This is a genomic window from Priestia sp. TRM10 (assembly GCF_057808375.1).
On the sequence record NZ_JBJZOT010000015.1, the window covers coordinates 906,624 to 927,085 of the forward strand.

Genomic DNA, 20,462 nt, shown 5'->3' on the forward strand with positions numbered 1-20,462 from the left:
CTACTTTATTTCTAGTAGGATTCACTTTTTATATCTCTATTCTTTTAACTTTTGTCTAATACGATTGCGTGGGTTTACAATACTTGGACGAACCGTTGCTCCAGGGACAGGCGTTCTAATAATAACTTGCAAGAAAGCTTTTGGATTGAATGGAAGCAATGGCCACAAGTAGGGTGTGTTTAAAGATTTGATATGAACAAGGTATAAAACGTAAAGCGTTGTTCCAATAACAAATCCTGGAGCTTTGAAAAGTGCCACAGCAATAAGAAGCGTAAGACGTGCAATTTTATTCGCGACACCAAGTTCATAGCTTGGTGTTGCAAATGATCCGATTGCGGCAATTGAAACATATAAAATAACCTCTGGAACAAATAATCCAACATCAATAGCAATTTGTCCAATTAGAGCAGCAGCAATAAGTCCCATCGCTGTGGAGAGTGATGTTGGAGTGTGAATGGAGGCAAGCCTCAAGAAATCAATTCCTATATCTGCTAAGAAGATTTGTAAAATCATTGGAATACGTGAGCTGCTGTTTGGACCAATAAATTTCAAGTTATCATTTAATAAGCTAGGATCTAATGCAAACATAAGCCATAATGGCAATAAAAAGATAGAAGCAAAGATAGCAATGAAGCGAACCCACCTTGTAAATGTTCCAACTCCAGCAGACTGTCTATACTCTTCAATGTGTTGCACATGATGAAAATAAGTTGTAGGTGTAATGATAACGCTTGGGGACGTATCGGAAATAATAATCACGTGACCTTCAAACATGTGTGCTGCAGCAACATCCGGCCGTTCCGTATATCTTACAAGTGGAAAGGGGTTAAATCCTTGTTTAATAAGAAACTCTTCAATTGTTTTATCTGCCATTGGAAGTCCATCAATGTCAATTGATTGTAATTCTTTGCGAACTTTTTTTACTAAATCAGGATCTGCTACATCATCAATATAAGCAAGACACACATCAAGTTTTGAACGTTTTCCAATCTTCATAATCTCATAGCGCAAGCGTCCATCGCGAATTCTTCTTCTTGTAAGAGCTGTATTAATAATGATATTTTCTGTGTAACCATCGCGCGCGCCTCGAACGACTTTTTCTGTATCAGGCTCTTCTGGTGAACGACCTGGATATGTACGAACATCAACTTCAAATCCAACATCTTCTCCATTGATCATCACCACAATCAATCCAGATAAAACCGAAACCATGCAATCTTCAAGATTGTCTAATTTCTTCACTTGCTGATGAATCAATCTATTTTCAACAATCTGTTTTACTTTCCTTGGCTCTTTTTCATGATCATTGATTGTTACAAGCGATTCAGCAATTTTAATGATGTATTGAGAATCACAAAGTCCTGTTACATAGTAAAAATGGACAGCATGATCTAAAACTAAAATTTTTCGGACGCCTAAATCAAAGCTAGCACCCATGTTTGCTTCATCTTTAAAAAACTCGTCATTATCGTAAATATTTTTGGAAATGGGCGTCTTTTGTAAATTTTTATTTGACATAACCTTTACTCCTTTCAAGAATTAACTCAACGGCTTTTAAGGTGATAGGAGAACCATGTTTAATGTGATCTTTCATCCCCATTTTTCCAATATCACCAATACCAACAACAATCGGAAGGGAAAGTTCATCTAAACAGTACACTGTATCGCCGTTTTGTTTCCCAACATCCATCTCTGCCACACCGTATTTATCTACTCCATACTCGGTAAGTTCTCCATTTCCATCAATGCTTACGTCTACTTTTGTCCATTCATTTTGATGCGTTTTCGAAGCTACAGCAATTGCGCCAAGAACGTCGATGTTTGGATGTTTTGCAACATATTTTAACGCCGTCTCTCCTGCTCCTTCCCCTAAGTAGCCACAATCATCGAACATTACAAATACAGGGCTGTGAGGAGTTTGCATAATAAGTGAAACAAGGTCTTCACCTGAGAGAATAGATGGATTTCCAAACGACTGAGAAATACAGCGTCCTCCCACTTTTTCAGCTACAAATTCAATCGTTCTTTTCGCAAATTCATCTCCATCTGTCACAACAATTACTTGGCGTGTTTTCATGTCTTTTATCCTTTCGGTTTAAAGATCAATGCAGCAAGAAAAGAGAAAAGAATAGCTGCTGAAATCCCTGAAGATGTTAATTCAAACATCCCCATACCAATCCCGATTAATCCGTGTTCTTCTGCTCCTTTCATCGCTCCATGTAAAAGAGAATGACCAAAGCTTGTAATTGGAATCGTTGCTCCTGCTCCTGCAAATTCAATAAATTTATCATATAAACCAAATCCATCTAAGACAGCTCCTGTCACAACGAAAAGAGTCATAACATGAGCAGGCGTAATTTTAATAATATCAAGTAAAAGCTGACCAACTACACAAATTAATCCGCCACAAACGAAGGCAATTAAATATTCCATCAGCTTTCCACCTCCACAGATTCGAGGACAACTCCGTGGGCAATCGTTGGAATGGTCTCTTTTTGCTGCGTCATTGTTGGGCTTAAAAGTGCTCCTGTTGCTACAACAAATACGCGCTTGAGTTCTCCCTTTTCAATCTGCTCTATAAGGTGTCCATACGTAACAACAGCTGAACATGCACAGCCGCTTCCACCTGCAAACACATTTTGATCTGGTCGATAAATCATAAGACCACAATCGTTATGTGTTGAAAACACGTTGTATCCTTCCTCTTTTAATAAATCTTTCAAAATAGGACTTCCAACTCCTGATAAATCTCCTGTCACAATTAAATCGTAGTCGCTTGGCTCTCTTCCTAAATCTTTGAAATGCTGAGAAATTGTTTGTGCTGCAGCAGGTGCCATTGCTGAGCCCATATCAAATGGATCTTTAATTCCATAGTCTGCTACTCTTCCAATTGTAGCTGACGTAATTTTTACTTTTCCTTTTTCTTTTGATACGAGAGCTGCTCCGCTTCCTGTTACAGTTGCGGTTGCTGTGTCTGGTTTTTGGCCTCCATATTCTGTTGGATAGCGAAACTGTCGTTCAGCTGTAGCATTATGACTGCTTGTTGCCGCAATAATGCGATTTGCAAATCCACCATCAACAAGAGCCGAACCAAGTGCGAGTGTCTCCATTGAAGTTGAACATGCACCAAACATGCATAAAAACGGAATTTGATTTTGTCTTGCTACAAAGTTTGCCGTTACATTTTGATTAAGAAGGTCACCTGCTAAAAAGAGATCCACATCATCGTACGTATAGTTGAGCTTTTGTATACAAGTATCAATAGCCGTATTCATTAATTTCCGTTCGGCAAGTTCCCAATTTTTTTCTCCACAGTGCAAATCATCATACGTAACATCAAACGTTTCTTTTAACGGTCCATCCTTTTCTTTCGGGCCAACCGCTGTTCCAGTTGCGTTAATATAAAGATCATTTTGAAAAACCCACGATTGTTTCCCAGTTAGAATCATTTGTTCCACCCTTTCTATAGCTATTGCATAAGATAATGTTGAAAGATATAGCGAATAAGTCCAACGATATAAGCTGCTGTAACTCCAAAAACAATAACGTTTCCGGCTAGTTTAAACATATTTGTTGCAATACCTAGCACAATTCCTTCACTTCTATGTTCAATAGCAGCACTTGCCATCGAGTTTGCAAATCCTGTTACAGGAACAGCTGACCCAGCTCCTGCAAACTGTCCGATTCTGTCATATACTCCAAATGCGGTTAGCAAAACAGCAATAAGCACAAGGGTTGATACAGTAGGGTTCCCAGCATCTTCCTTAGTAAAGTCAAAATATCTAATATAGAAATTTTGAACAAGCTGGCCAAAAGTACAAATTAGTCCTCCAACAATAAATGCTTTCAAACAGTTAAGAACATAATTAGGTTTTGGCTGATATTGCTGTACTTTCTTCGAATAATTGTCTTTCAAATTTTTATCACTCATTGTACCTTCCTCCCTTAACTTGTAAAATACATCCAATGAAATAAAGATCCTACAATTTTCCCAAGTACAATAGCCATCAATAGAATAGCAAGCCTATCATCAATTCCAATTCGTTTAGCTAGAATGGGGAAAACATTCAGAACCTCTGTCAATGCTGCTGCAAGCATGCCAACAAATATGCCATGAGCAAGTCCAATAAGCGCAATCAATGTTGGGAATAGGGGAAAATAGACAAGATTTAAGCTAAACCAAACTCCAACAATTGTTCCAGAAATAATAGCCCATTCATAGCCTTGAATATACTTCATCGTTTTTGTTAGCTGCATTAAGCGTGGTAAAATACCAAGCACTGTCAGAAATGCAACAAATCCACAGCCAACCATAAGTCCTCCGCCAAGTCCGATAACGATAGTTAATAAAACATTAACGCTCGTCAATGTGAGTCACGCTCTCATCATTTTCATTGATGATTACGTATCGGTCTAGGTCCTGCTGATAGTTGAACATTTCTACTTCTAATGGGCTTGGTTCTTCGTTGATTCGCTTCTTAAACACATGGTTAAAAAACAAAATCATTCCAAGACCAAGACCGATAGAATAAGGAACTTGAAGAAGAAGAGGTGTTTCATCTTGTTCTCCTGTTAAGATAAAGAAGAGACGTTGATGCACTGCCCTCATGCTCACATCCTCATGGAAGTTCATAATAGCTAAGGCAGCTCCAATGAAAAGAAGAAGCCAAACAACAATAAAAAAAGGAAGAGAAGCACGTTTTCTCTCAAATACCACTTCTACAATCGTTTGAGTTGGGCCAACTTGCTGTATTTCCATATTTTCCATTTCTCTAGAAATAGCTTGGATGATCCTCATAACATCAATGATAATAATGTTTTGGTCTTTTTCATTCACCTTATAAATCACTAAGCTTTCAATCTTCTCTTTCTCTTCCTTCGAGGTAAAAACGACAGCAACATCTCCTACTGTGATCTTTTCTTTTGGCCTCACTTGTACTCGATGTCTCATTTTGATGTATACTGAACGACCCACATATACCACACACCTTATAGCTCGTTTTCTCTGTACATGTAGTATGAGTTTCCAAATCTTTTCTCATACACAGTTTAAAGAGCCAAAAAATAGAAAAAAAATAAAGCTACCCTTTTAAAAAGGATAGCTTTATTCACCCATTTGTTCTTTAATTTGTTTTAAGATCTTCTTTTCAAGCCTTGAAACTTGAACTTGTGATATGCCTAGTCTTGTTGCAACTTCTGATTGCGTTTGGTCTTTATAGTAGCGCAAGTAAACAATTAACCTTTCACGTTCATCAAGATGTTCAACAGCTTCTTTCAAAGCAATTTGATCAAACCATTTATCTTCACTCTGATCTGCGATTTGATCAAGTAATGTAATAGGGTCGCCGTCGTTTTCATAGACCGTTTCGTGAATAGAAGAAGGTGCTCGATTCGCTTCTTGAGCAAGCACAACCTCCTCTGGCGTAATATCAAGGTGCTCTGCAACTTCATTGATCGTTGGTGTACGTCCATATACTTTTGAAAGTTCGTCTTTTGCTTTACGTATTTTATTGCTCGTTTCTTTTAAAGACCGACTAACTTTCACCGTGCCATCATCTCTTATAAAGCGCTGAATTTCTCCAATAATCATTGGAACTGCATATGTTGAGAACTTTACGTCATACGAAAGATCAAATTTATCCACAGATTTCAGTAACCCAATGCTTCCAATTTGAAACAAGTCATCTGGTTCATATCCTCTGTTTAGAAACCGCTGTACAACAGACCAAACGAGCCTCATATTACGATTCACAATCGTATCCCGGGCTTCTTGGTCACCATCTTGACTTCGTTTGATTAATTCTTTGACTTCATGGTCCTTTAAATATGGCTGATTCTTCTCACGCTTGACCTCCACATCCATAGGCAAGTCTCCTTAGTTGCACAACGCTTTTTGCTTTGCTAAATGCTTCTTTAAGTAAAGAGCTGTGCCATGATTTGTGGATGATTCGATTTTGCATTCATCCATAAAGTTTTCCATAATCGTAAATCCCATACCAGACCGTTCAAGTTCAGGTTTTGTTGTAAAAAGAGGTTGTTTTGCTTCTTCTACGTTGTCAATTCCATGTCCCTCGTCTCTTATGTTTAACTCAACAACACCATCATCACTTAATGTAACGGAAATATATACTGTGCCTTCTGGATTGCTGTCATATCCATGAATAATAGCGTTTGTGACAGCTTCTGAAACAACTGTTTTAATTTCTGTAATTTCATCCATTGTGGGATTGAGCTGTGTCACAAAAGCAGCAACAGTAACACGCGCAAATGCTTCATTTTGACTCAGTGCTGAAAATTGAAGGTGCATTTCATTTTTCATTTAGGCCACCCCCAGCGTTGTTAGAGCTTTTTGTTCACTTTGCTCTAATCGAATAATTTTGAACATCCCTGACATTTCAAAAAGACGGTGAACAGCTGGAGATATAGCACAAACGACCATTTCCCCTCCAGCGCTCTTAATTTGCTTATAGCGTCCTAAAATGACACCAAGTCCTGAGCTATCCATAAAAGATAGATCAGCCAAATTTAATACAATATGATTAACGTCTTTTTGCAATAAGCCGGTAATTCGCGTTCTCAATTCTTCTGCTGTGTGGTGATCAAGCTCGCCCTTCAAACGAACAAGTAAAACAGAATCTTTTACCTCACATTCAATCACAAGACTCACATTAAACCCTCCTTGCTTTCATATAATGCTTCTTTCGCTAGAAAGGAGGAGGTTTCCTTCTTCATGACAAAACTAGTTTAGATTCGTCAAATTTAGCTCGTCTTTGTAAATGTTGTAAACGTTCGTTTAAAGAAATTCCACCAAGAAGCTTCTTCCATACTGTCCTTTGCAAGAAGCGGTGAAGTTGTGACAACTTTTCCATCTTTTTTTATAATAAGCGTTCCCACTTCATCTCCTTTTTTCAAAGGCGCTTTTAAATCCTTATTCAGCTTCACTTCTTTTTTCATATTTGCTTTTCCTTGTCCTTTTTCATTTAAGATTGAAATAGGCTCTGAAGTTACAACTTTTACTGTTTTATCTTTTCCTTTTGCAACTTTCACTTCTCCAACAACTTGATCTCGCTTGTAAAGTGGAGATGTTTCGTATTTGCTGAACGCGTAATCAAGCATCTTTGTAATTTGGCTGTTGCGATCTTTAGGTGTGTCTGCTCCAAATACAACAGCTACAACGCGCATATTGCCTTTTTTAGCTGTTGCTGTTAAACAATATTTTGCTTCTTTTGTGTACCCTGTTTTTAATCCATCAACGCCATCATAAAACTTCAGCAGACGATTTGTGTTCACAAGCCAGAATTTTTTATCTGTATCTTCCCTAAGATAGTCCTCATATGTGCCTGTAAATTTTGTAATTCGTTCATATTTCAATAGCTCTTTTGCCATAATAGACATATCATGAGCTGTACTATAATGATCTTCAACAGATAAACCTGTTGGATTTTGAAACTTTGTATTTTTAAGTCCTAAATCTTTTGCCTTTTGATTCATCATGCTTACAAACTCTTCTTCAGAACCTGCAAGGTGCTCAGCCATTGCAACTGACGCATCGTTTCCTGAAGCAATTGCAATTCCTTTTAACATTTGTTCTACCGTCATTTCTTCGCCAGGCTCAAGGAAAATTTGTGAGCCACCCATTGATGCTGCATGTTCACTTGTCCGAACTTTGTCGCTCATCTTGATTTTCCCCTTATCAAGAGCGTCCATAATAAGAATCATTGTCATAACTTTAGTCATACTTGCAGGAGGAAGTTTTTCATTGCCGTTTTTTTCGTATAAAATCTCTCCTGTGTCTCGTTCAATTAAAATAGCCGACTTTGCTTTCTCAGCTAAATTTGGTGCTTTTTTCTCAGCTCCAAATGCTGTTGGTGATAAAGTGGAGACGCCTAATAAGAGAACTAGTATAAAAGAAAAGAGTTGTTTCATTGCATGTTAACCTCCATTCGTAATACCACTATTTTTTCCAAAAAAGCATATATTATACTGAATTTTGTTGAAAATAATGGAGGAAAAATCTTTTATATCCATAAAAAAACGCGGTGAAGAATATTCTTCACCGCGTTTTTTTATGGATACTAGTTTGATTTTTGAACTGTATCATAAATAAGAGAAGGAGCATCAACTTTTTCAGAAGAAATGCTAATGTTCTTTAAAATATGTTCTTTTACTTCTTGAACATCTTCTTTGTTGCTGTAAATTGTCACCAGCGACTCGCCTTTTTTCACTTCATCGCCGACTTTCTTACGAAGCATAAGACCAACAGCAAGGTCAATCTCAGAATCCTTTGTAGCACGTCCTGCACCAAGCCACATTGCCGCTGTCCCCATTTCATCTGCCACAATTTCTGATACATAACCATCTTTCTCTGCCTTCACTTCAATCTTATGTGCTGCTTGTGGAAGTTTTGCCACATCATCAACAACAGAAGGATCTCCACCTTGAGCAGCTAAAAATGTTTTAAAACTTTCAAGTGCTTTTCCATTTTCAATAACTTCCTGAAGCATACGACGTGCTTCTTCAAGAGACGAAGCTTTGTTTGCTAAGTAGACCATATAGCTACCAAGCACTAAGCATAGCTCTTCTAAATCTTTTGGACCTTTACCTTTTAACGTATCAATGGCTTCTTCGACTTCAAGAGCATTTCCAATCGCAAAACCAAGCGGTTGACTCATATCAGAAATAACAGCCATTGTTTGACGGCCAACGTTATTTCCGATATTCACCATTGATTGTGCTAGAGCTTTGGCATCTTCTAAGTTTTTCATAAAAGCTCCAGCACCTGTTTTTACGTCTAAAACAATTGCATCTGCTCCAGCCGCAATCTTTTTACTCATAATAGATGCTGCAATAAGAGGTAGGCTATTAACTGTTGCCGTTACATCACGAAGCGCGTAGATTTTTTTATCTGCTGGTGTTAAGTTTCCAGACTGTCCTACAACCGCTACTTTATTTTTATTCACAAGCTCAATAAATTCTTTTTTATCAATTTCAACGTGAAATCCTTTAACAGCTTCAAGCTTATCAATGGTTCCACCTGTATGACCTAACCCTCTGCCAGACATTTTAGCAACCGGTACTCCTACTGCTGCTACAAGAGGGGCAAGAATAAGTGTTGTAGTGTCACCTACACCGCCTGTTGAATGTTTATCAACTTTCACACCCTCAATTGCTGAAAGATCAATAGTGTCTCCTGATTGAACCATTGACATTGTTAGCTCTGCTTGTTCATTAGCTGTCATGCCTTGGAAGAAAACAGCCATTGTAAAAGCACTCATTTGGTAATCTGGAATGTCTCCTGATGTATAGCCTTCAACGATAAACGAAATTTCTTCTTTTGTTAATTCTTTACCGTCACGCTTTTTTGCAATTAAATCAACCATTCTCATGTTGGCTCATCCCCCTAATTTAGTTGCTCATTTTTCGTACGATTTCTTTTACAAATGCAAGGAAGTTTTTCTTTACTTTTTCTGTTGTTTCAATTACTTCTTCATGATTAAGAGGCTGATCTAATATGCCTGCAGCCATATTTGAAATACAAGAGATTCCAAGGACTTTCATCCCCGCATGACGAGCAACAATAACTTCTGGAACTGTTGACATACCAACTGCGTCCCCTCCAAGAATACGAAGCATACGAACTTCAGCAGGTGTTTCATAAGATGGACCTGTATTACCAACATATACACCTTCTTGAATCGATAAATCTAAGCTTGCTGCTGCTTCTTTTGCAAGAACTCGCAACTCTTTAGAATATCCTTCTGACATGTCTGGAAAACGAGGACCAAGGTTGCTATCATTAGCTCCAATAAGCGGATTGCTACCAAAGTTATTGATATGATCACTAATAAGCATCAAATCACCAGGGTTGAACGCTTCGTTAATACCTCCGGCTGCATTTGTAACAATAAGTTTCTCAACTCCAAGCTCTTTCATTACGCGAACAGGGAACGTTACTTTGTCAAAGCTGTAACCTTCATAATAATGAAATCTCCCTTGCATTGCGATTACTTTCGCTCCGTTCAACGTTCCGATAACAAGCTGCCCTGCATGTCCTTCAACAGTTGAAACAGGGAATTCAGGAATATCTTCGTATGGGATTTTTACCGCATTCTCAATTTCATCGCCAAGGACTCCTAATCCTGATCCTAAAATAAGTCCGATTTCCGGCTTAACTTGTAACTTTTCTTCAATAAATGAAGCAGCTGTTTGAATAGCATTTTTATTCATATATTCTCTCTCCCTCTTATCTTATTTTTGAGTTATTTCATTTAAAAAACTTTTTCCATGTTCCGGTAACTTAATATTAAAATTATCTGCTACTGTTGCGCCAATATCTGCAAATGTTTGACGAACATCAAGCTTCTCGCCCTTTTTCATTCCTTTGCTATATACAAGGAGGGGTACATATTCTCTCGTGTGATCTGTACCATGATGAATAGGATCGTTTCCATGGTCTGCTGTAATGATGAGTAAATCATCATCTTTTAATTCTTCCAATACTTCAGCAAGACGAACATCATATTCTTCAAGTGCATCTCCATAGCCTTGTGGATCACGGCGATGTCCAAACTTCGCATCAAAGTCTACTAAATTTAAAAAGCTTAGCCCTTCAAAATCCATATGAAGAGTTTCTACCAATTTGTCCATTCCGTCCATATTAGATGTTGTTCGAAGGGATTTTGTTACACCTTCTCCATCATAAATATCGGAAATTTTACCGATTGCAATCACGTCAAAATTTTCATCTTTAAGCTCATTCATAACAGTACGGCCAAATGGTTTTAAAGCATAGTCATGGCGATTTGAAGTACGCTCAAATTTCCCTGGACTACCAATGAACGGACGAGCAATCACACGACCAACCATATATTTTTCATCAAGTGTGAGTTCACGAGCAATTTCACAAATCTTATAAAGCTCATCAAGCGGAACAACATCTTCATGTGCCGCAATCTGCAATACTGAATCTGCTGAAGTATAAACAATAAGCGCTCCCGTCTTCATATGTTCTTCACCAAGCTCGTCTAAAATAGCGGTGCCTGAAGCAGGTTTATTAGCGATAATTTTACGACCTGTCTTTTCTTCAAGTTCAGCAATTAGCTCTTCGGGAAATCCATCTGGAAAAACGCGGAACGGCTGATCAATGTGAAGACCCATGATCTCCCAATGACCTGTCATTGTATCTTTTCCTGTTGAAGCTTCCTGCATTTTTGTATAGTAAGCAAGTGGGGTATCCTCTTTTTGGATTCCTTTAATCTCACGAATATTGCTTAAGCCTAGCTTACCCATGTTTGGCATGTTAAGTCCTCCACGATGTTCAGCAATATGGCCAAGCGTGTCTGCGCCTTTATCATCATACTGCTCAGCATCTGGAGCTTCACCAATCCCAACAGAATCCATCACAACTAAAAATATACGTTTATATGTATAAGACATAACAATCTCCTCCAAAATGTCTGGTTTGTTTATAACATTCCCTCTTTACTATCGTTTTAAGCGAAATTTATGTAAGGAGACAAGAGGTCTGACTTCTTCAGTATAACGTTTCTCTATTCAAATTGGAAGTGGTTACATTTAAGAAACTAAAAAAGGTAGAATAATGATTATTCTACCTTTTTAGTTTCTATGCTCGTGGATGAAATTCATTGTATACATCTTTTAATCGCTTTTTCGTCACATGTGTATAGATCTGCGTTGTGGAGATATCAGCATGTCCAAGCATTTCTTGCACTGCTCGTAAATCGGCCCCATTTTCAAGGAGATGCGTTGCAAACGAATGTCGTAATGTATGTGGGGTAAGTTCTTTTTCAATTTGAGCAGATAGAGCTAACTTTTTCAAAATTTTCCAAAATCCTTGGCGTGTTAACCTGCGACCATGATGATTAAGAAAAAGAGCTTCTTCTTTTTGGTTTCTTTTTAAAAGCTTTGGACGACTTTCTTCAATATATTTCTGTAACGCCTCACTTGCCATTTTGCCCATCGGAACAATTCGTTCCTTGTCTCCTTTTCCAATACACCGGACAAATCCCATTGTCATATGAACATCTTCTACATTCAAATTCATAAGCTCTGTAACCCGAATTCCTGTTGCGTACAAAAGCTCTAACATTGCTTTTTCGCGTTTTCCAAAAGGCGTAGATTCGTCAGGAGCAGTCAAAAGAGCTTCTACTTCGTCTGGTGACAGCACTTTTGGAAGAGTCCTCTCCACTTGTGGAGTTTCAATATGGACAGATGGATCCTTGTCCACAATATGCTCACGCAACAGAAACTGATGAAAAGATCGAATAGATGCAACATGCCTTGCAATAGTTTTCGAGGATTTTCCATTCTCCATCATATATCTCATAAACGCAATAATATGCTCTCTTGTGACTTCTTCAAAAGAAGAAACAGTCTCCACTTTTTTTAAGTACTCAGCATATTTCACTAAATCGCGCTTATAAGATTCAAGCGTATTTGGAGCTAACCCTCGTTCTACAACTAAATAGTGAATAAAATCTTCAATTGTAAGGTTCAATACTCTCTACTCCCCGTTATGATAAAACATCACTAATCTTTCTATCCATGATTTTTCTTCTTCGTGTACCATGTTGGCTACTTTGACAGCAGATCCTTCTGGAACATCGTAACGATGATAGTTTTGATATTCTTCATATACCCATAAAAGTGCACAGTAAAATAATACCGTAAAACTAACAAAAAGCACAAACACTTTACAAGCCTGTACTGTTACATCCCACCACGTTTTCATTGGCATCCTCCAAAAAAGATTTCTACTAAAACATATGCCAACAGGAGCAGATTTTATACCTTTTTGAGGAAGGGTGCTTGTTGTTTTATCCTAATAAAAAAAACCTCTCCCACGTCGGAAAAGGTTTTTATATCGTTCAATTCGATTCTTTTTCGTGATTCTCATTATGGCAACGATGACAAATACCATGAAATGTCAAACGATGGTCTTTAATTTTAAAGTTCCAATCGCGTTCAACGATTTTTTCTACGTCTCCAAGAAGATCGTCTTGAATCTCATCTACTGCTCCACATTCAATACATACAAGGTGATGATGGAAATGATCTGCACCTTCTTTACGAAGGTCATACCTTGATACCCCATCACCAAAGTTAATTTTGTCTACAATCTTTAATTCTGTTAAAAGTTCTAGCGTCCGATAAACCGTTGCAAGGCCAATTTCTGGAGCCTTTTCCTTGACGAGGAGATATACGTCTTCTGCACTTAAATGATCTTTTTCATTCTCAAGCAAAACTCGTACAGTCGCCTCACGCTGTGGGGTCAGTTTGTAACTTGACGAATGCAACTGCTGCTTTATCCGATCAATTCTACTTTCCATTTGCTAGTCCCTCCCTCGCCATTCATCTGTACATTATAACAGATTTTTCTCAGTAAGGAAAATAAAATGATTATCAATTAGGAAACACACATATTATTATATAATAATCATTCTAAAAAAGAAAGAGTTGTTTTCATCAAAAATGGCGATGCATATGCTTCAAGCGTTGAAGAAATTGTTACAACGGCTAAGATGAGTAGAATAACTGTACTGTAACGCATAAAAGCCGTTATCATTGTTTCACTGCCGCTTCTTACAAATTGTTTCATTAATTTTAATGAAAAAGAAAGCGAAAGGGTTGAAACAACAATAAAAAGAGGAATGAGAAATAAATTTTGCGGGAGCACGGAAACAAAAGAAAGCAGAAAGCCGTGAAAGCCCATTTGATTTACTAAGAATCCAACCGTAAATCCAATTACAATTCCCTTTAGAAAAAGTAACACAAGAACAACAGGCAAACCGATAACTGAAATACCGAGAATCCAAATAAACCCTAGGTATTTTATGTTATGCCAAAAGCTTTGCTTTAAAATATCAGCAGAATTTGCTACTTCTCCTTTTGTAACTTGTCCAAAGAATCGATCTAAATAATAAAACAAATCCTCTTTTTGCCCTAAATTTAAACTATTTACAACAACAGCACCAAACACCACTCCGATAAAGAACAAAACCGTCACAAATAAATAGACAGAGCTATGTTTTTGAATATGGTAAAATAACAACTCCTGTACACGTTGCTTATTCATTACCGTGTCCTCCTATCATCTCAAACAGTCTTTACTAGACTATATGATAGAAGAAAGAGTTTCATGAATCTTTTCTACTTCTTCACACTTCCATATTTTCCTCCTCCACCAGATATAAGATCAAGCTCGCCACTGCGGGCTTTTAAAATAAGGGCAGCAAGGGCTGGCTTCACAACTTGCGAAAGTTCTTTTTCACTAGCATGATGTAAAATCCCCATCTCACTTCCAAACGCTGCTACTAGTTTTTCAAGCGTTTTCGGTCCAATACCTGGTAGAAACTGTAGCGGTACTTGGTGTGTATAAGGGGGTCTCAGAGGACTTTCCAGGCTGTCAGCTAGCTCTTGCAACCTTTCATATACTCCCTTAATAAATGAATGATGACCACAAAATACACAGTCTCCCTTTTCATCTTCTTCCCAGAGATGCAAACACTTTTCACAAACTGTATGATGATATTTTCCTAAGGCAGGATTTAATCCATAGTTATGGGTAATTTTTCGACCTTCTATTTTCTTCAATGATTTTTCAAATTCCATAAAAGTTCGATCTTTAAGGAACAACTCATTGTACTCCCTCGCAATTTTTCCGAGAGAATGGGCATCGGAGTTTGTTAAAAATGGATATTGATGCAGTTCTTTTACCATATCTGCCATACCGGTATCAGAACTCAAACCAAGTTCTACGGCATCAATTAAAGTTGGATCGAATACTTCCGTTAACGAGCGCTGAACGCCTTTACCAAACAAGCTTTTAAACGGAGTGAAAATATGAGCTGGAATAAATAATCCTCCAAGAGTCTTAACTTTCTCTTGCACTACTTTCCCTTTTTCATAAAGTCTCTGAGTGCTTAACGTAATATTCTTCGTTCTTTCAGAAAGCCATGCTGAGAATTCGCGCATCTTTTGAATCGTTGGCATAAAAGCAAGAACGTGAATTGGTCCATGACAGTATTCATCATAAATTTCAAGCTCTGAGCCAAGTAAAACAGTCAGACCACTACCATAGAATCCGCCTTCTTCATGTTCTATCATTTCTTCTCTTTCTAGCATCTCTTCTAATTCTGAAAGAACTTCTGGAACATGACAATCGATGATGCCGATCAAATTCAGTCCTTTTTCGCTTTCCGCATGATGTAAGACATTTTGCAGCGTTAACGTAGGTGAAGCTGTAATCTTGACAGGCTGTCCTTCTCTTGTTCGACCAAGATGAATATGTAAATCAGCATAGTACTTTTTCATTTTACTCTCCAAGTACGCTTTTCAGCTGTAGATATTGAACAGCATATGCTGTTTTAGCATCATATATTTCTCCTGTTCCAATAAGAGCGATGGCTTCTTCAAGCGTTAGTTCTAACACGTCTAAGAATTCATCCTCATCAAGACTCGCTTGTTCTGTTGCCTTTTTTAAATCTTCAGCAACGTAAAGATGTACAAGCTCATCTGCGAACCCTGGTGATGTATAAAAAGAAATTAGATGTGTAAGGTTGTCTGTTGTATATCCTGTTTCTTCTTCGAGTTCGCGTTTTGCCGTTACATGCGGCTCTTCTCCTTTTTCAAGCTTTCCAGCTGGAATCTCTACAAGAATTTTATCCATCGCTTTTCTATATTGACGAACCATAAGCAGTTTATTTTCATCTGTAAAGGCAATAAGCGCAACTGCTCCTGGATGTTTTACAATCTCACGTGTACTTTTCTTTCCATTAGGAAGCTTTACTTCCTCTTCTAAAAGACTAATGACTCTTCCTTCAAAAATAGTTTTAGACTGTACCGTCTCTTCTCGTAAATGTTTCAAAATGCTTCACCTCGTTCTAGTTTTTGATACTTGCTCATAAATTTTATCATATTAGAAAGAGGTGGGAAAATCAGGTGAAAGTGTATCGACTTGATCGCGGAATCGTTCTTGTCGGAAAGGCATGGGAAATTAGAGAGAAACTGAAGCAATATGAACGCGAATTTAAGCTTGTTAAAGATTGGGTAAACAGTATTCCCTCATCAAAGCTATAGATTTCTTTTTCGCTCGTTAACATACGTTGACGAGCCTTTTTATTCACCTTTCTTGCAGATATGGAAAGGATAGCGATACAATAAGGAAGAAGGTGTTTTTATCATCAAGTGAGCGGATACATATATATTAAAGAGATAGAAAGGGATGGATTAAAATGGAAAAAAGAAGGCTAGGACGTTCGGATTTGCTTGTTAGTGTAATGGGACTTGGATGCATGTCACTTGGTCAAGATAAAGAAAAAGCAAAATCTATTATTGATGAAGCGTTAGAACAAGGTGTTAACTATCTTGATACAGCTGATTTATATGACTTCGGGACTAATGAAGAGCTTGTTGGTGAAGCAATTAAAGGAAGACGAAAAGACCTTATTCTTGCTACAAAAGTTGGCAATAAGTTTGAAAAAGGAAAAGAAGACTGGACATGGGACCCTTCTAAAGCACATATTAAAGAAAGTGTAAAGAAAAGCTTACAGCGTCTCCAAACAGATTATATTGATCTTTATCAACTTCATGGAGGAACAATTGAAGATCCTATTGATGAAACAATTGAAGCTTTTGAAGAACTAAAAAAAGAGGGCCTTATTCGAGAATACGGCATTTCCTCTATTCGTCCAAATGTGATTCGTGAATACGTAGAAAAATCGTCTATCGCAAGTGTAATGATGCAATACAGCATACTAGATCGTCGTCCTGAAGAAAGCATAGAAGATCTACTTGCAGAGCATAACATTAGCATTGTTGCAAGAGGCCCTCTTGCGAAAGGTCTTCTTACAAGCCGAGGTACAGACCAGCTGCAGCGCAAGTTTTATAATAAAGACTATTTGGACTATAAATACGAAGATCTTGAGAGAACTATTCTACACATAGCAAACGTCCGTCCAACTCACTCTCTTGAACAAACTGCCCTTCAATATTGCTTGCACAACAAAGCGGTTGCTTCTGTTATTGCAGGAGCAAGCTCTGTTGAACAAGTGCTTTCAAATACAACAGCTGCAGGTTCACTTCCATTGAAAGATTCAGAAGTTGAAGACATCAAACGTCTAACAAAAGCAAATCAATATGAAAGTCATCGCTAATATAAAAAAGGAAGCTCTATAGAGCTTCCTTTTTATTTAAAATCTTTCCACTTTAAGTTACTTTCATTTAAAAGCTCATCAAAGGATTTATTTTTCTCGCGTTGGCGCTTTTCTTCAAGGCGACGTTCACGCTCTTCTTCCTGCCTTTTTTCTTCAGCTTTTTGAAGTGATTTCTTTTTCTCCTGCAGTTTTTTGAGCACGTCGCTTCCTAATCCATCTTTAAGATGGATATCATTTTCTCGCTGTTTTTTCAAGATGGTCCCTCCTCCTATTTTAAAAATTATAAAACGAAGAAAGTTCTCTTGCAACTACAGCACACTACCTTTATACGCGTTCAACAACCGTTGCTACGCCTTGACCTCCACCAATACATAACGTTGCTAAACCTAGGTTTGCTTCACGCTTTGTCATTTCATGAATAAGGGACACTAGGATACGTGCACCACTTGCTCCAATTGGATGACCAAGTGAAATAGCTCCTCCATTTACGTTTAGCTTTTCTTTATTGAAAGAAAGCTCACGATCAACAGCGATTGACTGTGCCGCAAATGCTTCATTTGCTTCAATTAAATCAAATTGATCAAGATCAAGTTCTGCTTTCTTTAGCACCTTTTGCACAGATGCAACAGGGCCAATTCCCATAATACTTGGATCTACGCCTGCACTTGCATTCGCTTTAATGCGAACAAGTGGCTGAAGACCAAGCTCATCTGCTTTCTCGCGACTCATTACAACAAGAGCTGCAGCTCCATCATTAATTCCTGATGCATTACCCGCTGTAACTGATCCATCTTTTTTGAAAGCTGGTCTTAATTTCCCAAGACCTTCTGCAGTTGTTCCTTTACGAGGAAACTCATCTTCTGCAAATACGATAGGATCTCCTTTGCGCTGTGGAATTTCAACAGGCACAATTTCGTCTTTGAAACGACCTGAAGTAATAGCTTTTTCAGCTTTTTGCTGGCTGCTTGCTGCAAATTCATCTTGCTCTTGTCTAGAGATTTCATACTTTTCGCATAAATTCTCAGCTGTAACGCCCATATGATAATCGTTGAAAGCGCACCATAAACCGTCTGCAATCATGCTATCAACAACTTTTTGATCTCCCATTTTGAATCCATTACGTGCATTTTTTAATAAATATGGAGCTTGACTCATGTTTTCCATTCCACCTGCAACAACGATTTCTGCATCTCCTGCAAAAATAGCCTGCGTTGCTAAATGAACCGCTTTCAAACCTGAGCCACAAACTTTGTTAATGGTAAGTGCTGCCACTTCTTGTGGAAGTCCTGCCTTTAGCGCAGCTTGACGTGCTGGGTTTTGCCCTAAGCCAGCTTGTAGTACGTTCCCCATGATAACTTCGTCTACATCTTCTGCTTTGACCCCTGCTTTTTGTAACGCTTCTTTAATTACAATGCTTCCCAAAGTTGGAGCGGATACATTTTGTAAGCTCCCCCCGAAAGTACCAATTGCTGTTCTTACTGCGCTTACGATAACCACTTCTTGTTGGACCATTACTCAACAACTCCTTATGTATTCTGTATAATGCTGCACAAACAAAATATTCTACATACTTCTCCTAAACCCTTCAAAATTTTTAAATTTTTTTAACTTTTTTGTTATTCTTTGTTTTTTTACTAATTTACTGGTGATAAAAAGCGGAAAACGACTCTTTTTACTTTATGTTAAAATGGACTATATTCTAGTTAAAGGAGCTTCTCTTATGAAAAAAAGATGGATTGGCGCAGCTCTCGCACTTGCTTCCGCGGCAGGCGCTGGCGCATTTTTCACAAATAAAGTGATGTACATAAAAAAGAAAACGGAAGAACAGATTCTCGAAAGTGAACAACGCTCAACTCATTTTTCTCACGAAGAATATGAAGAGGCAGAGAAAGAACATTTTTCAGTTCCTTCTTCATTCGGATATGACATATACGGAACCATTATTGCCCCACATCCTGAAAATAAGTTTATGATTTTTTGTCATGGCGTAACGGTGAATTCATTAACTTCGTTCAAATATATGAAGCTTTTTCTAAATGAAGGCTGGAACGTTGTTTCTTATGATCATCGAAGACATGGAAAATCAGGAGGAAAAACAACAAGCTATGGTTTCTATGAAAAACAAGATTTAAAAACCGTAGTTGAGATGGTAAAAGCTAAATTTGGAGAACATATTAGACTTGGTGTACATGGGGAATCGATGGGAGCCGTTACAACACTTTTATATGCGTCTATGAAAGAAAGTAGAGCTGATTTCTATATTGCTGACTGTCCGTTCTCAGACTTTAAACAACAGCTTGTGCATCGCCTAAAAGAAGATTTTAAGCTTCCTCCATTTCCAATTATTCCACTTGCCAACATTGTTCTAAGATGGCGAGATGGCTATCGCTTAACAGATATTTCACCACTTAACGAGATTGAAAAAATAAAGAAACCTGTTCTGTTTATTCATAGCGCAGAAGATACCTACATTCTTCCTCAAATGACGAAGGAACTTTATCGAAAAAAACAAGGGGAAAAGATGCTATTTATTGCTCCACACGGAACTCATGCTCGTTCCCTTGTAGATAACTATGAACACTATGAGGAAACAGTACGCTCTTTCTTAACTAAGTTTCAGCTTCAATAAAAAAACACCTTCAAAAGGTGTTTTTTTAATTTATTGTTTTATCAATTAAGCTCATACGTGCATTTAAAATTTGACCAGGACTCTTCAATGAAAAACAATGAGCAGATTCGACATAATCGATTTTTAATTCATCATCTAAAAAAACGTTTTTAGATGGTTCAACATATACTGGCCATGCGTTTGTTTCAATTTTTTCATCTGATTCAGACAACTCTTTAACAAACCAAAGCACCGTAACACCGCACATTACGCATCCTGTATCTTCTGTATCATATTTTAATTTTAGATTTTTCTCTCCGGCGTTTGGATAAAGCTTTTCGATTTCCTGTGCTGCACGTTCTGAAAATGTAATGTTCATTTCCATTTCCCCTCTCTTTTAAACATAGTATACTATATAGTACACTTTACCCTAATTTTAAGACTCCTATCAGGAAGGTAAGCTTTCTCTATGAATAGAAACTTTATAATAAAACTCATTCACTCAACACTTGCTCAATATGATGACATGGGAACGGAGCGCAATATCTCTCCTGAAGATCTTGATATGCTAATTGATAAGTGTGAAAGACAGCATTTAAAAGACTTAACACAGCCTTTATATGAAGTTGTTCATGATGCTGTATATAACTATTTAACAGAAGATGGTGAACCTTGGTAGA

Annotated in this window: 27 protein-coding genes; 4 read left to right on the forward strand and 23 right to left on the reverse strand. The window is 37.7% G+C overall.

Translation table 11 applies throughout. The features are described from left to right. Positions 1-36: 36 nt before the first annotated feature. From ACK3CR_RS21385 to ACK3CR_RS21480, 20 genes are all read right to left on the reverse strand, one after another. Complete coding sequence (locus tag ACK3CR_RS21385; protein WP_243517883.1) at positions 37-1,518, reverse strand: spore germination protein; 1,482 nt, start codon at positions 1,516-1,518, stop codon at positions 37-39. Continuing rightward, entirely contained in the window at positions 1,508-2,077 is a 570-nt protein-coding gene (spoVAEA, locus tag ACK3CR_RS21390; protein WP_243517881.1) for a stage V sporulation protein SpoVABEA, read from the reverse strand. Before spoVAEA ends, ACK3CR_RS21385 begins: the two co-directional genes overlap by 11 nt. 5 nt (positions 2,078-2,082) lie before the next feature. Next, positions 2,083-2,433: a stage V sporulation protein AE gene (gene spoVAE, locus ACK3CR_RS21395; protein ID WP_019391618.1), complete on the reverse strand. Its 351-nt coding sequence runs from the start codon at positions 2,431-2,433 to the stop codon at positions 2,083-2,085. Beyond that, positions 2,433-3,449 (reverse strand): stage V sporulation protein AD, encoded by a 1,017-nt coding sequence (spoVAD, locus tag ACK3CR_RS21400; protein WP_243517878.1) that lies wholly within the window; start codon positions 3,447-3,449, stop codon positions 2,433-2,435. The genes spoVAE and spoVAD overlap by 1 nt, the downstream gene beginning before the upstream one ends. 20 nt (positions 3,450-3,469) lie before the next feature. After that, a complete protein-coding gene (spoVAC, locus tag ACK3CR_RS21405; RefSeq protein ID WP_243517876.1) occupies positions 3,470-3,931 on the reverse strand; it encodes a stage V sporulation protein AC in 462 nt (153 codons plus the stop codon). Positions 3,932-3,945: 14 nt separating this feature from the next. Then, complete coding sequence (locus ACK3CR_RS21410) at positions 3,946-4,314, reverse strand: stage V sporulation protein AB (RefSeq protein ID WP_081496068.1); 369 nt, start codon at positions 4,312-4,314, stop codon at positions 3,946-3,948. A gap of 40 nt (positions 4,315-4,354) precedes the next feature. After that, positions 4,355-4,975, reverse strand: a complete 621-nt coding sequence (locus tag ACK3CR_RS21415) for a stage V sporulation protein AA (protein ID WP_061801882.1) — start codon at positions 4,973-4,975, stop codon at positions 4,355-4,357. Between the two features lie 129 nt (positions 4,976-5,104). Further along, complete coding sequence (gene sigF / locus ACK3CR_RS21420) at positions 5,105-5,863, reverse strand: RNA polymerase sporulation sigma factor SigF (RefSeq protein WP_019391613.1); 759 nt, start codon at positions 5,861-5,863, stop codon at positions 5,105-5,107. 12 nt (positions 5,864-5,875) lie between these two features. Beyond that, positions 5,876-6,319: an anti-sigma F factor gene (gene spoIIAB, locus ACK3CR_RS21425; protein ID WP_019391612.1), complete on the reverse strand. Its 444-nt coding sequence runs from the start codon at positions 6,317-6,319 to the stop codon at positions 5,876-5,878. Next, positions 6,320-6,667: an anti-sigma F factor antagonist gene (gene spoIIAA, locus ACK3CR_RS21430; protein WP_019391611.1), complete on the reverse strand. Its 348-nt coding sequence runs from the start codon at positions 6,665-6,667 to the stop codon at positions 6,320-6,322. A gap of 92 nt (positions 6,668-6,759) precedes the next feature. Further along, complete coding sequence (locus tag ACK3CR_RS21435) at positions 6,760-7,926, reverse strand: D-alanyl-D-alanine carboxypeptidase family protein (protein ID WP_243517874.1); 1,167 nt, start codon at positions 7,924-7,926, stop codon at positions 6,760-6,762. A 149-nt stretch (positions 7,927-8,075) separates the two neighbouring features. Then, positions 8,076-9,386 carry a pyrimidine-nucleoside phosphorylase gene (locus ACK3CR_RS21440; protein ID WP_019391609.1) on the reverse strand — a complete coding sequence of 437 codons (1,311 nt, stop codon included), beginning with the start codon at positions 9,384-9,386 and terminating at the stop codon, positions 8,076-8,078. A gap of 19 nt (positions 9,387-9,405) precedes the next feature. After that, positions 9,406-10,227 carry a purine-nucleoside phosphorylase gene (locus ACK3CR_RS21445; protein ID WP_243517870.1) on the reverse strand — a complete coding sequence of 274 codons (822 nt, stop codon included), beginning with the start codon at positions 10,225-10,227 and terminating at the stop codon, positions 9,406-9,408. A 21-nt stretch (positions 10,228-10,248) separates the two neighbouring features. Next, a complete protein-coding gene (gene deoB / locus ACK3CR_RS21450) occupies positions 10,249-11,436 on the reverse strand; it encodes a phosphopentomutase (protein ID WP_430237653.1) in 1,188 nt (395 codons plus the stop codon). Between the two features lie 187 nt (positions 11,437-11,623). Further along, positions 11,624-12,517, reverse strand: a complete 894-nt coding sequence (gene xerD, locus ACK3CR_RS21455) for a site-specific tyrosine recombinase XerD (protein WP_328122343.1) — start codon at positions 12,515-12,517, stop codon at positions 11,624-11,626. A 6-nt stretch (positions 12,518-12,523) separates the two neighbouring features. After that, entirely contained in the window at positions 12,524-12,751 is a 228-nt protein-coding gene (locus ACK3CR_RS21460; protein WP_019391605.1) for a YqzK family protein, read from the reverse strand. A 136-nt stretch (positions 12,752-12,887) separates the two neighbouring features. Beyond that, positions 12,888-13,349, reverse strand: a complete 462-nt coding sequence (fur, locus tag ACK3CR_RS21465; RefSeq protein WP_061801889.1) for a ferric iron uptake transcriptional regulator — start codon at positions 13,347-13,349, stop codon at positions 12,888-12,890. Between the two features lie 107 nt (positions 13,350-13,456). Next, entirely contained in the window at positions 13,457-14,095 is a 639-nt protein-coding gene (gene spoIIM, locus ACK3CR_RS21470; RefSeq protein WP_243517861.1) for a stage II sporulation protein M, read from the reverse strand. Between the two features lie 74 nt (positions 14,096-14,169). Beyond that, positions 14,170-15,333, reverse strand: a complete 1,164-nt coding sequence (locus ACK3CR_RS21475; protein ID WP_488976093.1) for an endonuclease Q family protein — start codon at positions 15,331-15,333, stop codon at positions 14,170-14,172. Between the two features lies 1 nt (position 15,334). Beyond that, positions 15,335-15,886 carry an NUDIX hydrolase gene (locus ACK3CR_RS21480; protein ID WP_019391601.1) on the reverse strand — a complete coding sequence of 184 codons (552 nt, stop codon included), beginning with the start codon at positions 15,884-15,886 and terminating at the stop codon, positions 15,335-15,337. A gap of 74 nt (positions 15,887-15,960) precedes the next feature. Here ACK3CR_RS21480 and mciZ point away from each other — a divergent pair, with 74 nt between their 5' ends. Both mciZ and ACK3CR_RS21490 read left to right on the forward strand, forming a co-directional pair. Beyond that, complete coding sequence (mciZ, locus tag ACK3CR_RS21485) at positions 15,961-16,098, forward strand: Z-ring formation inhibitor MciZ (RefSeq protein WP_019391600.1); 138 nt, start codon at positions 15,961-15,963, stop codon at positions 16,096-16,098. 155 nt (positions 16,099-16,253) lie between these two features. Continuing rightward, positions 16,254-17,174 carry an aldo/keto reductase gene (locus ACK3CR_RS21490; RefSeq protein ID WP_488976094.1) on the forward strand — a complete coding sequence of 307 codons (921 nt, stop codon included), beginning with the start codon at positions 16,254-16,256 and terminating at the stop codon, positions 17,172-17,174. A 32-nt stretch (positions 17,175-17,206) separates the two neighbouring features. Here ACK3CR_RS21490 and ACK3CR_RS21495 read toward each other — a convergent pair whose 3' ends face one another. Together ACK3CR_RS21495 and ACK3CR_RS21500 are read right to left on the reverse strand one after the other, a co-directional pair. Then, positions 17,207-17,428, reverse strand: coding sequence for a YqkE family protein (locus ACK3CR_RS21495; RefSeq protein WP_488976095.1), 222 nt, complete (start codon positions 17,426-17,428; stop codon positions 17,207-17,209). A gap of 70 nt (positions 17,429-17,498) precedes the next feature. Continuing rightward, positions 17,499-18,686, reverse strand: coding sequence for an acetyl-CoA C-acetyltransferase (locus ACK3CR_RS21500; RefSeq protein ID WP_124049524.1), 1,188 nt, complete (start codon positions 18,684-18,686; stop codon positions 17,499-17,501). Between the two features lie 208 nt (positions 18,687-18,894). Between ACK3CR_RS21500 and ACK3CR_RS21505 the strand changes: the two genes are divergently transcribed. Further along, on the forward strand, positions 18,895-19,803 hold the full coding sequence (locus ACK3CR_RS21505) for an alpha/beta hydrolase (RefSeq protein ID WP_243517853.1): 909 nt from the start codon (positions 18,895-18,897) through the stop codon (positions 19,801-19,803). A 25-nt stretch (positions 19,804-19,828) separates the two neighbouring features. Here the strand turns inward: ACK3CR_RS21505 and ACK3CR_RS21510 are convergent, their stop codons facing one another. Next, positions 19,829-20,161: an iron-sulfur cluster biosynthesis family protein gene (locus tag ACK3CR_RS21510; protein WP_019391595.1), complete on the reverse strand. Its 333-nt coding sequence runs from the start codon at positions 20,159-20,161 to the stop codon at positions 19,829-19,831. 90 nt (positions 20,162-20,251) lie between these two features. Here ACK3CR_RS21510 and ACK3CR_RS21515 point away from each other — a divergent pair, with 90 nt between their 5' ends. Beyond that, positions 20,252-20,461 (forward strand): YqzH family protein, encoded by a 210-nt coding sequence (locus tag ACK3CR_RS21515; RefSeq protein ID WP_243517850.1) that lies wholly within the window; start codon positions 20,252-20,254, stop codon positions 20,459-20,461. Position 20,462: the final 1 nt, after the last annotated feature.

Bases quoted from the DNA above. Each gene is read 5' to 3' on its own strand.
- ACK3CR_RS21510 (WP_019391595.1), bottom strand. From the start codon at position 20,161: ATGAACATTACATTTTCAGAACGTGCAGCACAGGAAATCGAAAAGCTT.
- spoVAE (WP_019391618.1), bottom strand. From the start codon at position 2,433: ATGGAATATTTAATTGCCTTCGTTTGTGGCGGATTAATTTGTGTAGTT.
- ACK3CR_RS21445 (WP_243517870.1), bottom strand. From the start codon at position 10,227: ATGAATAAAAATGCTATTCAAACAGCTGCTTCATTTATTGAAGAAAAG.
- spoIIM (WP_243517861.1), bottom strand. From the start codon at position 14,095: ATGAATAAGCAACGTGTACAGGAGTTGTTATTTTACCATATTCAAAAA.
- ACK3CR_RS21505 (WP_243517853.1), top strand. From the start codon at position 18,895: ATGAAAAAAAGATGGATTGGCGCAGCTCTCGCACTTGCTTCCGCGGCA.
- ACK3CR_RS21515 (WP_243517850.1), top strand. From the start codon at position 20,252: ATGAATAGAAACTTTATAATAAAACTCATTCACTCAACACTTGCTCAA.
- ACK3CR_RS21460 (WP_019391605.1), bottom strand. From the start codon at position 12,751: ATGAAAACGTGGTGGGATGTAACAGTACAGGCTTGTAAAGTGTTTGTG.
- spoVAEA (WP_243517881.1), bottom strand. From the start codon at position 2,077: ATGAAAACACGCCAAGTAATTGTTGTGACAGATGGAGATGAATTTGCG.
- spoIIAB (WP_019391612.1), bottom strand. From the start codon at position 6,319: ATGAAAAATGAAATGCACCTTCAATTTTCAGCACTGAGTCAAAATGAA.
- ACK3CR_RS21490 (WP_488976094.1), top strand. From the start codon at position 16,254: ATGGAAAAAAGAAGGCTAGGACGTTCGGATTTGCTTGTTAGTGTAATG.
- deoB (WP_430237653.1), bottom strand. From the start codon at position 11,436: ATGTCTTATACATATAAACGTATATTTTTAGTTGTGATGGATTCTGTT.
- ACK3CR_RS21440 (WP_019391609.1), bottom strand. From the start codon at position 9,386: ATGAGAATGGTTGATTTAATTGCAAAAAAGCGTGACGGTAAAGAATTA.
- ACK3CR_RS21410 (WP_081496068.1), bottom strand. From the start codon at position 4,314: ATGGTTGGCTGTGGATTTGTTGCATTTCTGACAGTGCTTGGTATTTTA.
- ACK3CR_RS21500 (WP_124049524.1), bottom strand. From the start codon at position 18,686: ATGGTCCAACAAGAAGTGGTTATCGTAAGCGCAGTAAGAACAGCAATT.
- spoVAD (WP_243517878.1), bottom strand. From the start codon at position 3,449: ATGATTCTAACTGGGAAACAATCGTGGGTTTTTCAAAATGATCTTTAT.
- ACK3CR_RS21475 (WP_488976093.1), bottom strand. From the start codon at position 15,333: ATGAAAAAGTACTATGCTGATTTACATATTCATCTTGGTCGAACAAGA.
- sigF (WP_019391613.1), bottom strand. From the start codon at position 5,863: ATGGATGTGGAGGTCAAGCGTGAGAAGAATCAGCCATATTTAAAGGAC.
- ACK3CR_RS21435 (WP_243517874.1), bottom strand. From the start codon at position 7,926: ATGAAACAACTCTTTTCTTTTATACTAGTTCTCTTATTAGGCGTCTCC.
- ACK3CR_RS21385 (WP_243517883.1), bottom strand. From the start codon at position 1,518: ATGTCAAATAAAAATTTACAAAAGACGCCCATTTCCAAAAATATTTAC.
- fur (WP_061801889.1), bottom strand. From the start codon at position 13,349: ATGGAAAGTAGAATTGATCGGATAAAGCAGCAGTTGCATTCGTCAAGT.
- spoVAC (WP_243517876.1), bottom strand. From the start codon at position 3,931: ATGAGTGATAAAAATTTGAAAGACAATTATTCGAAGAAAGTACAGCAA.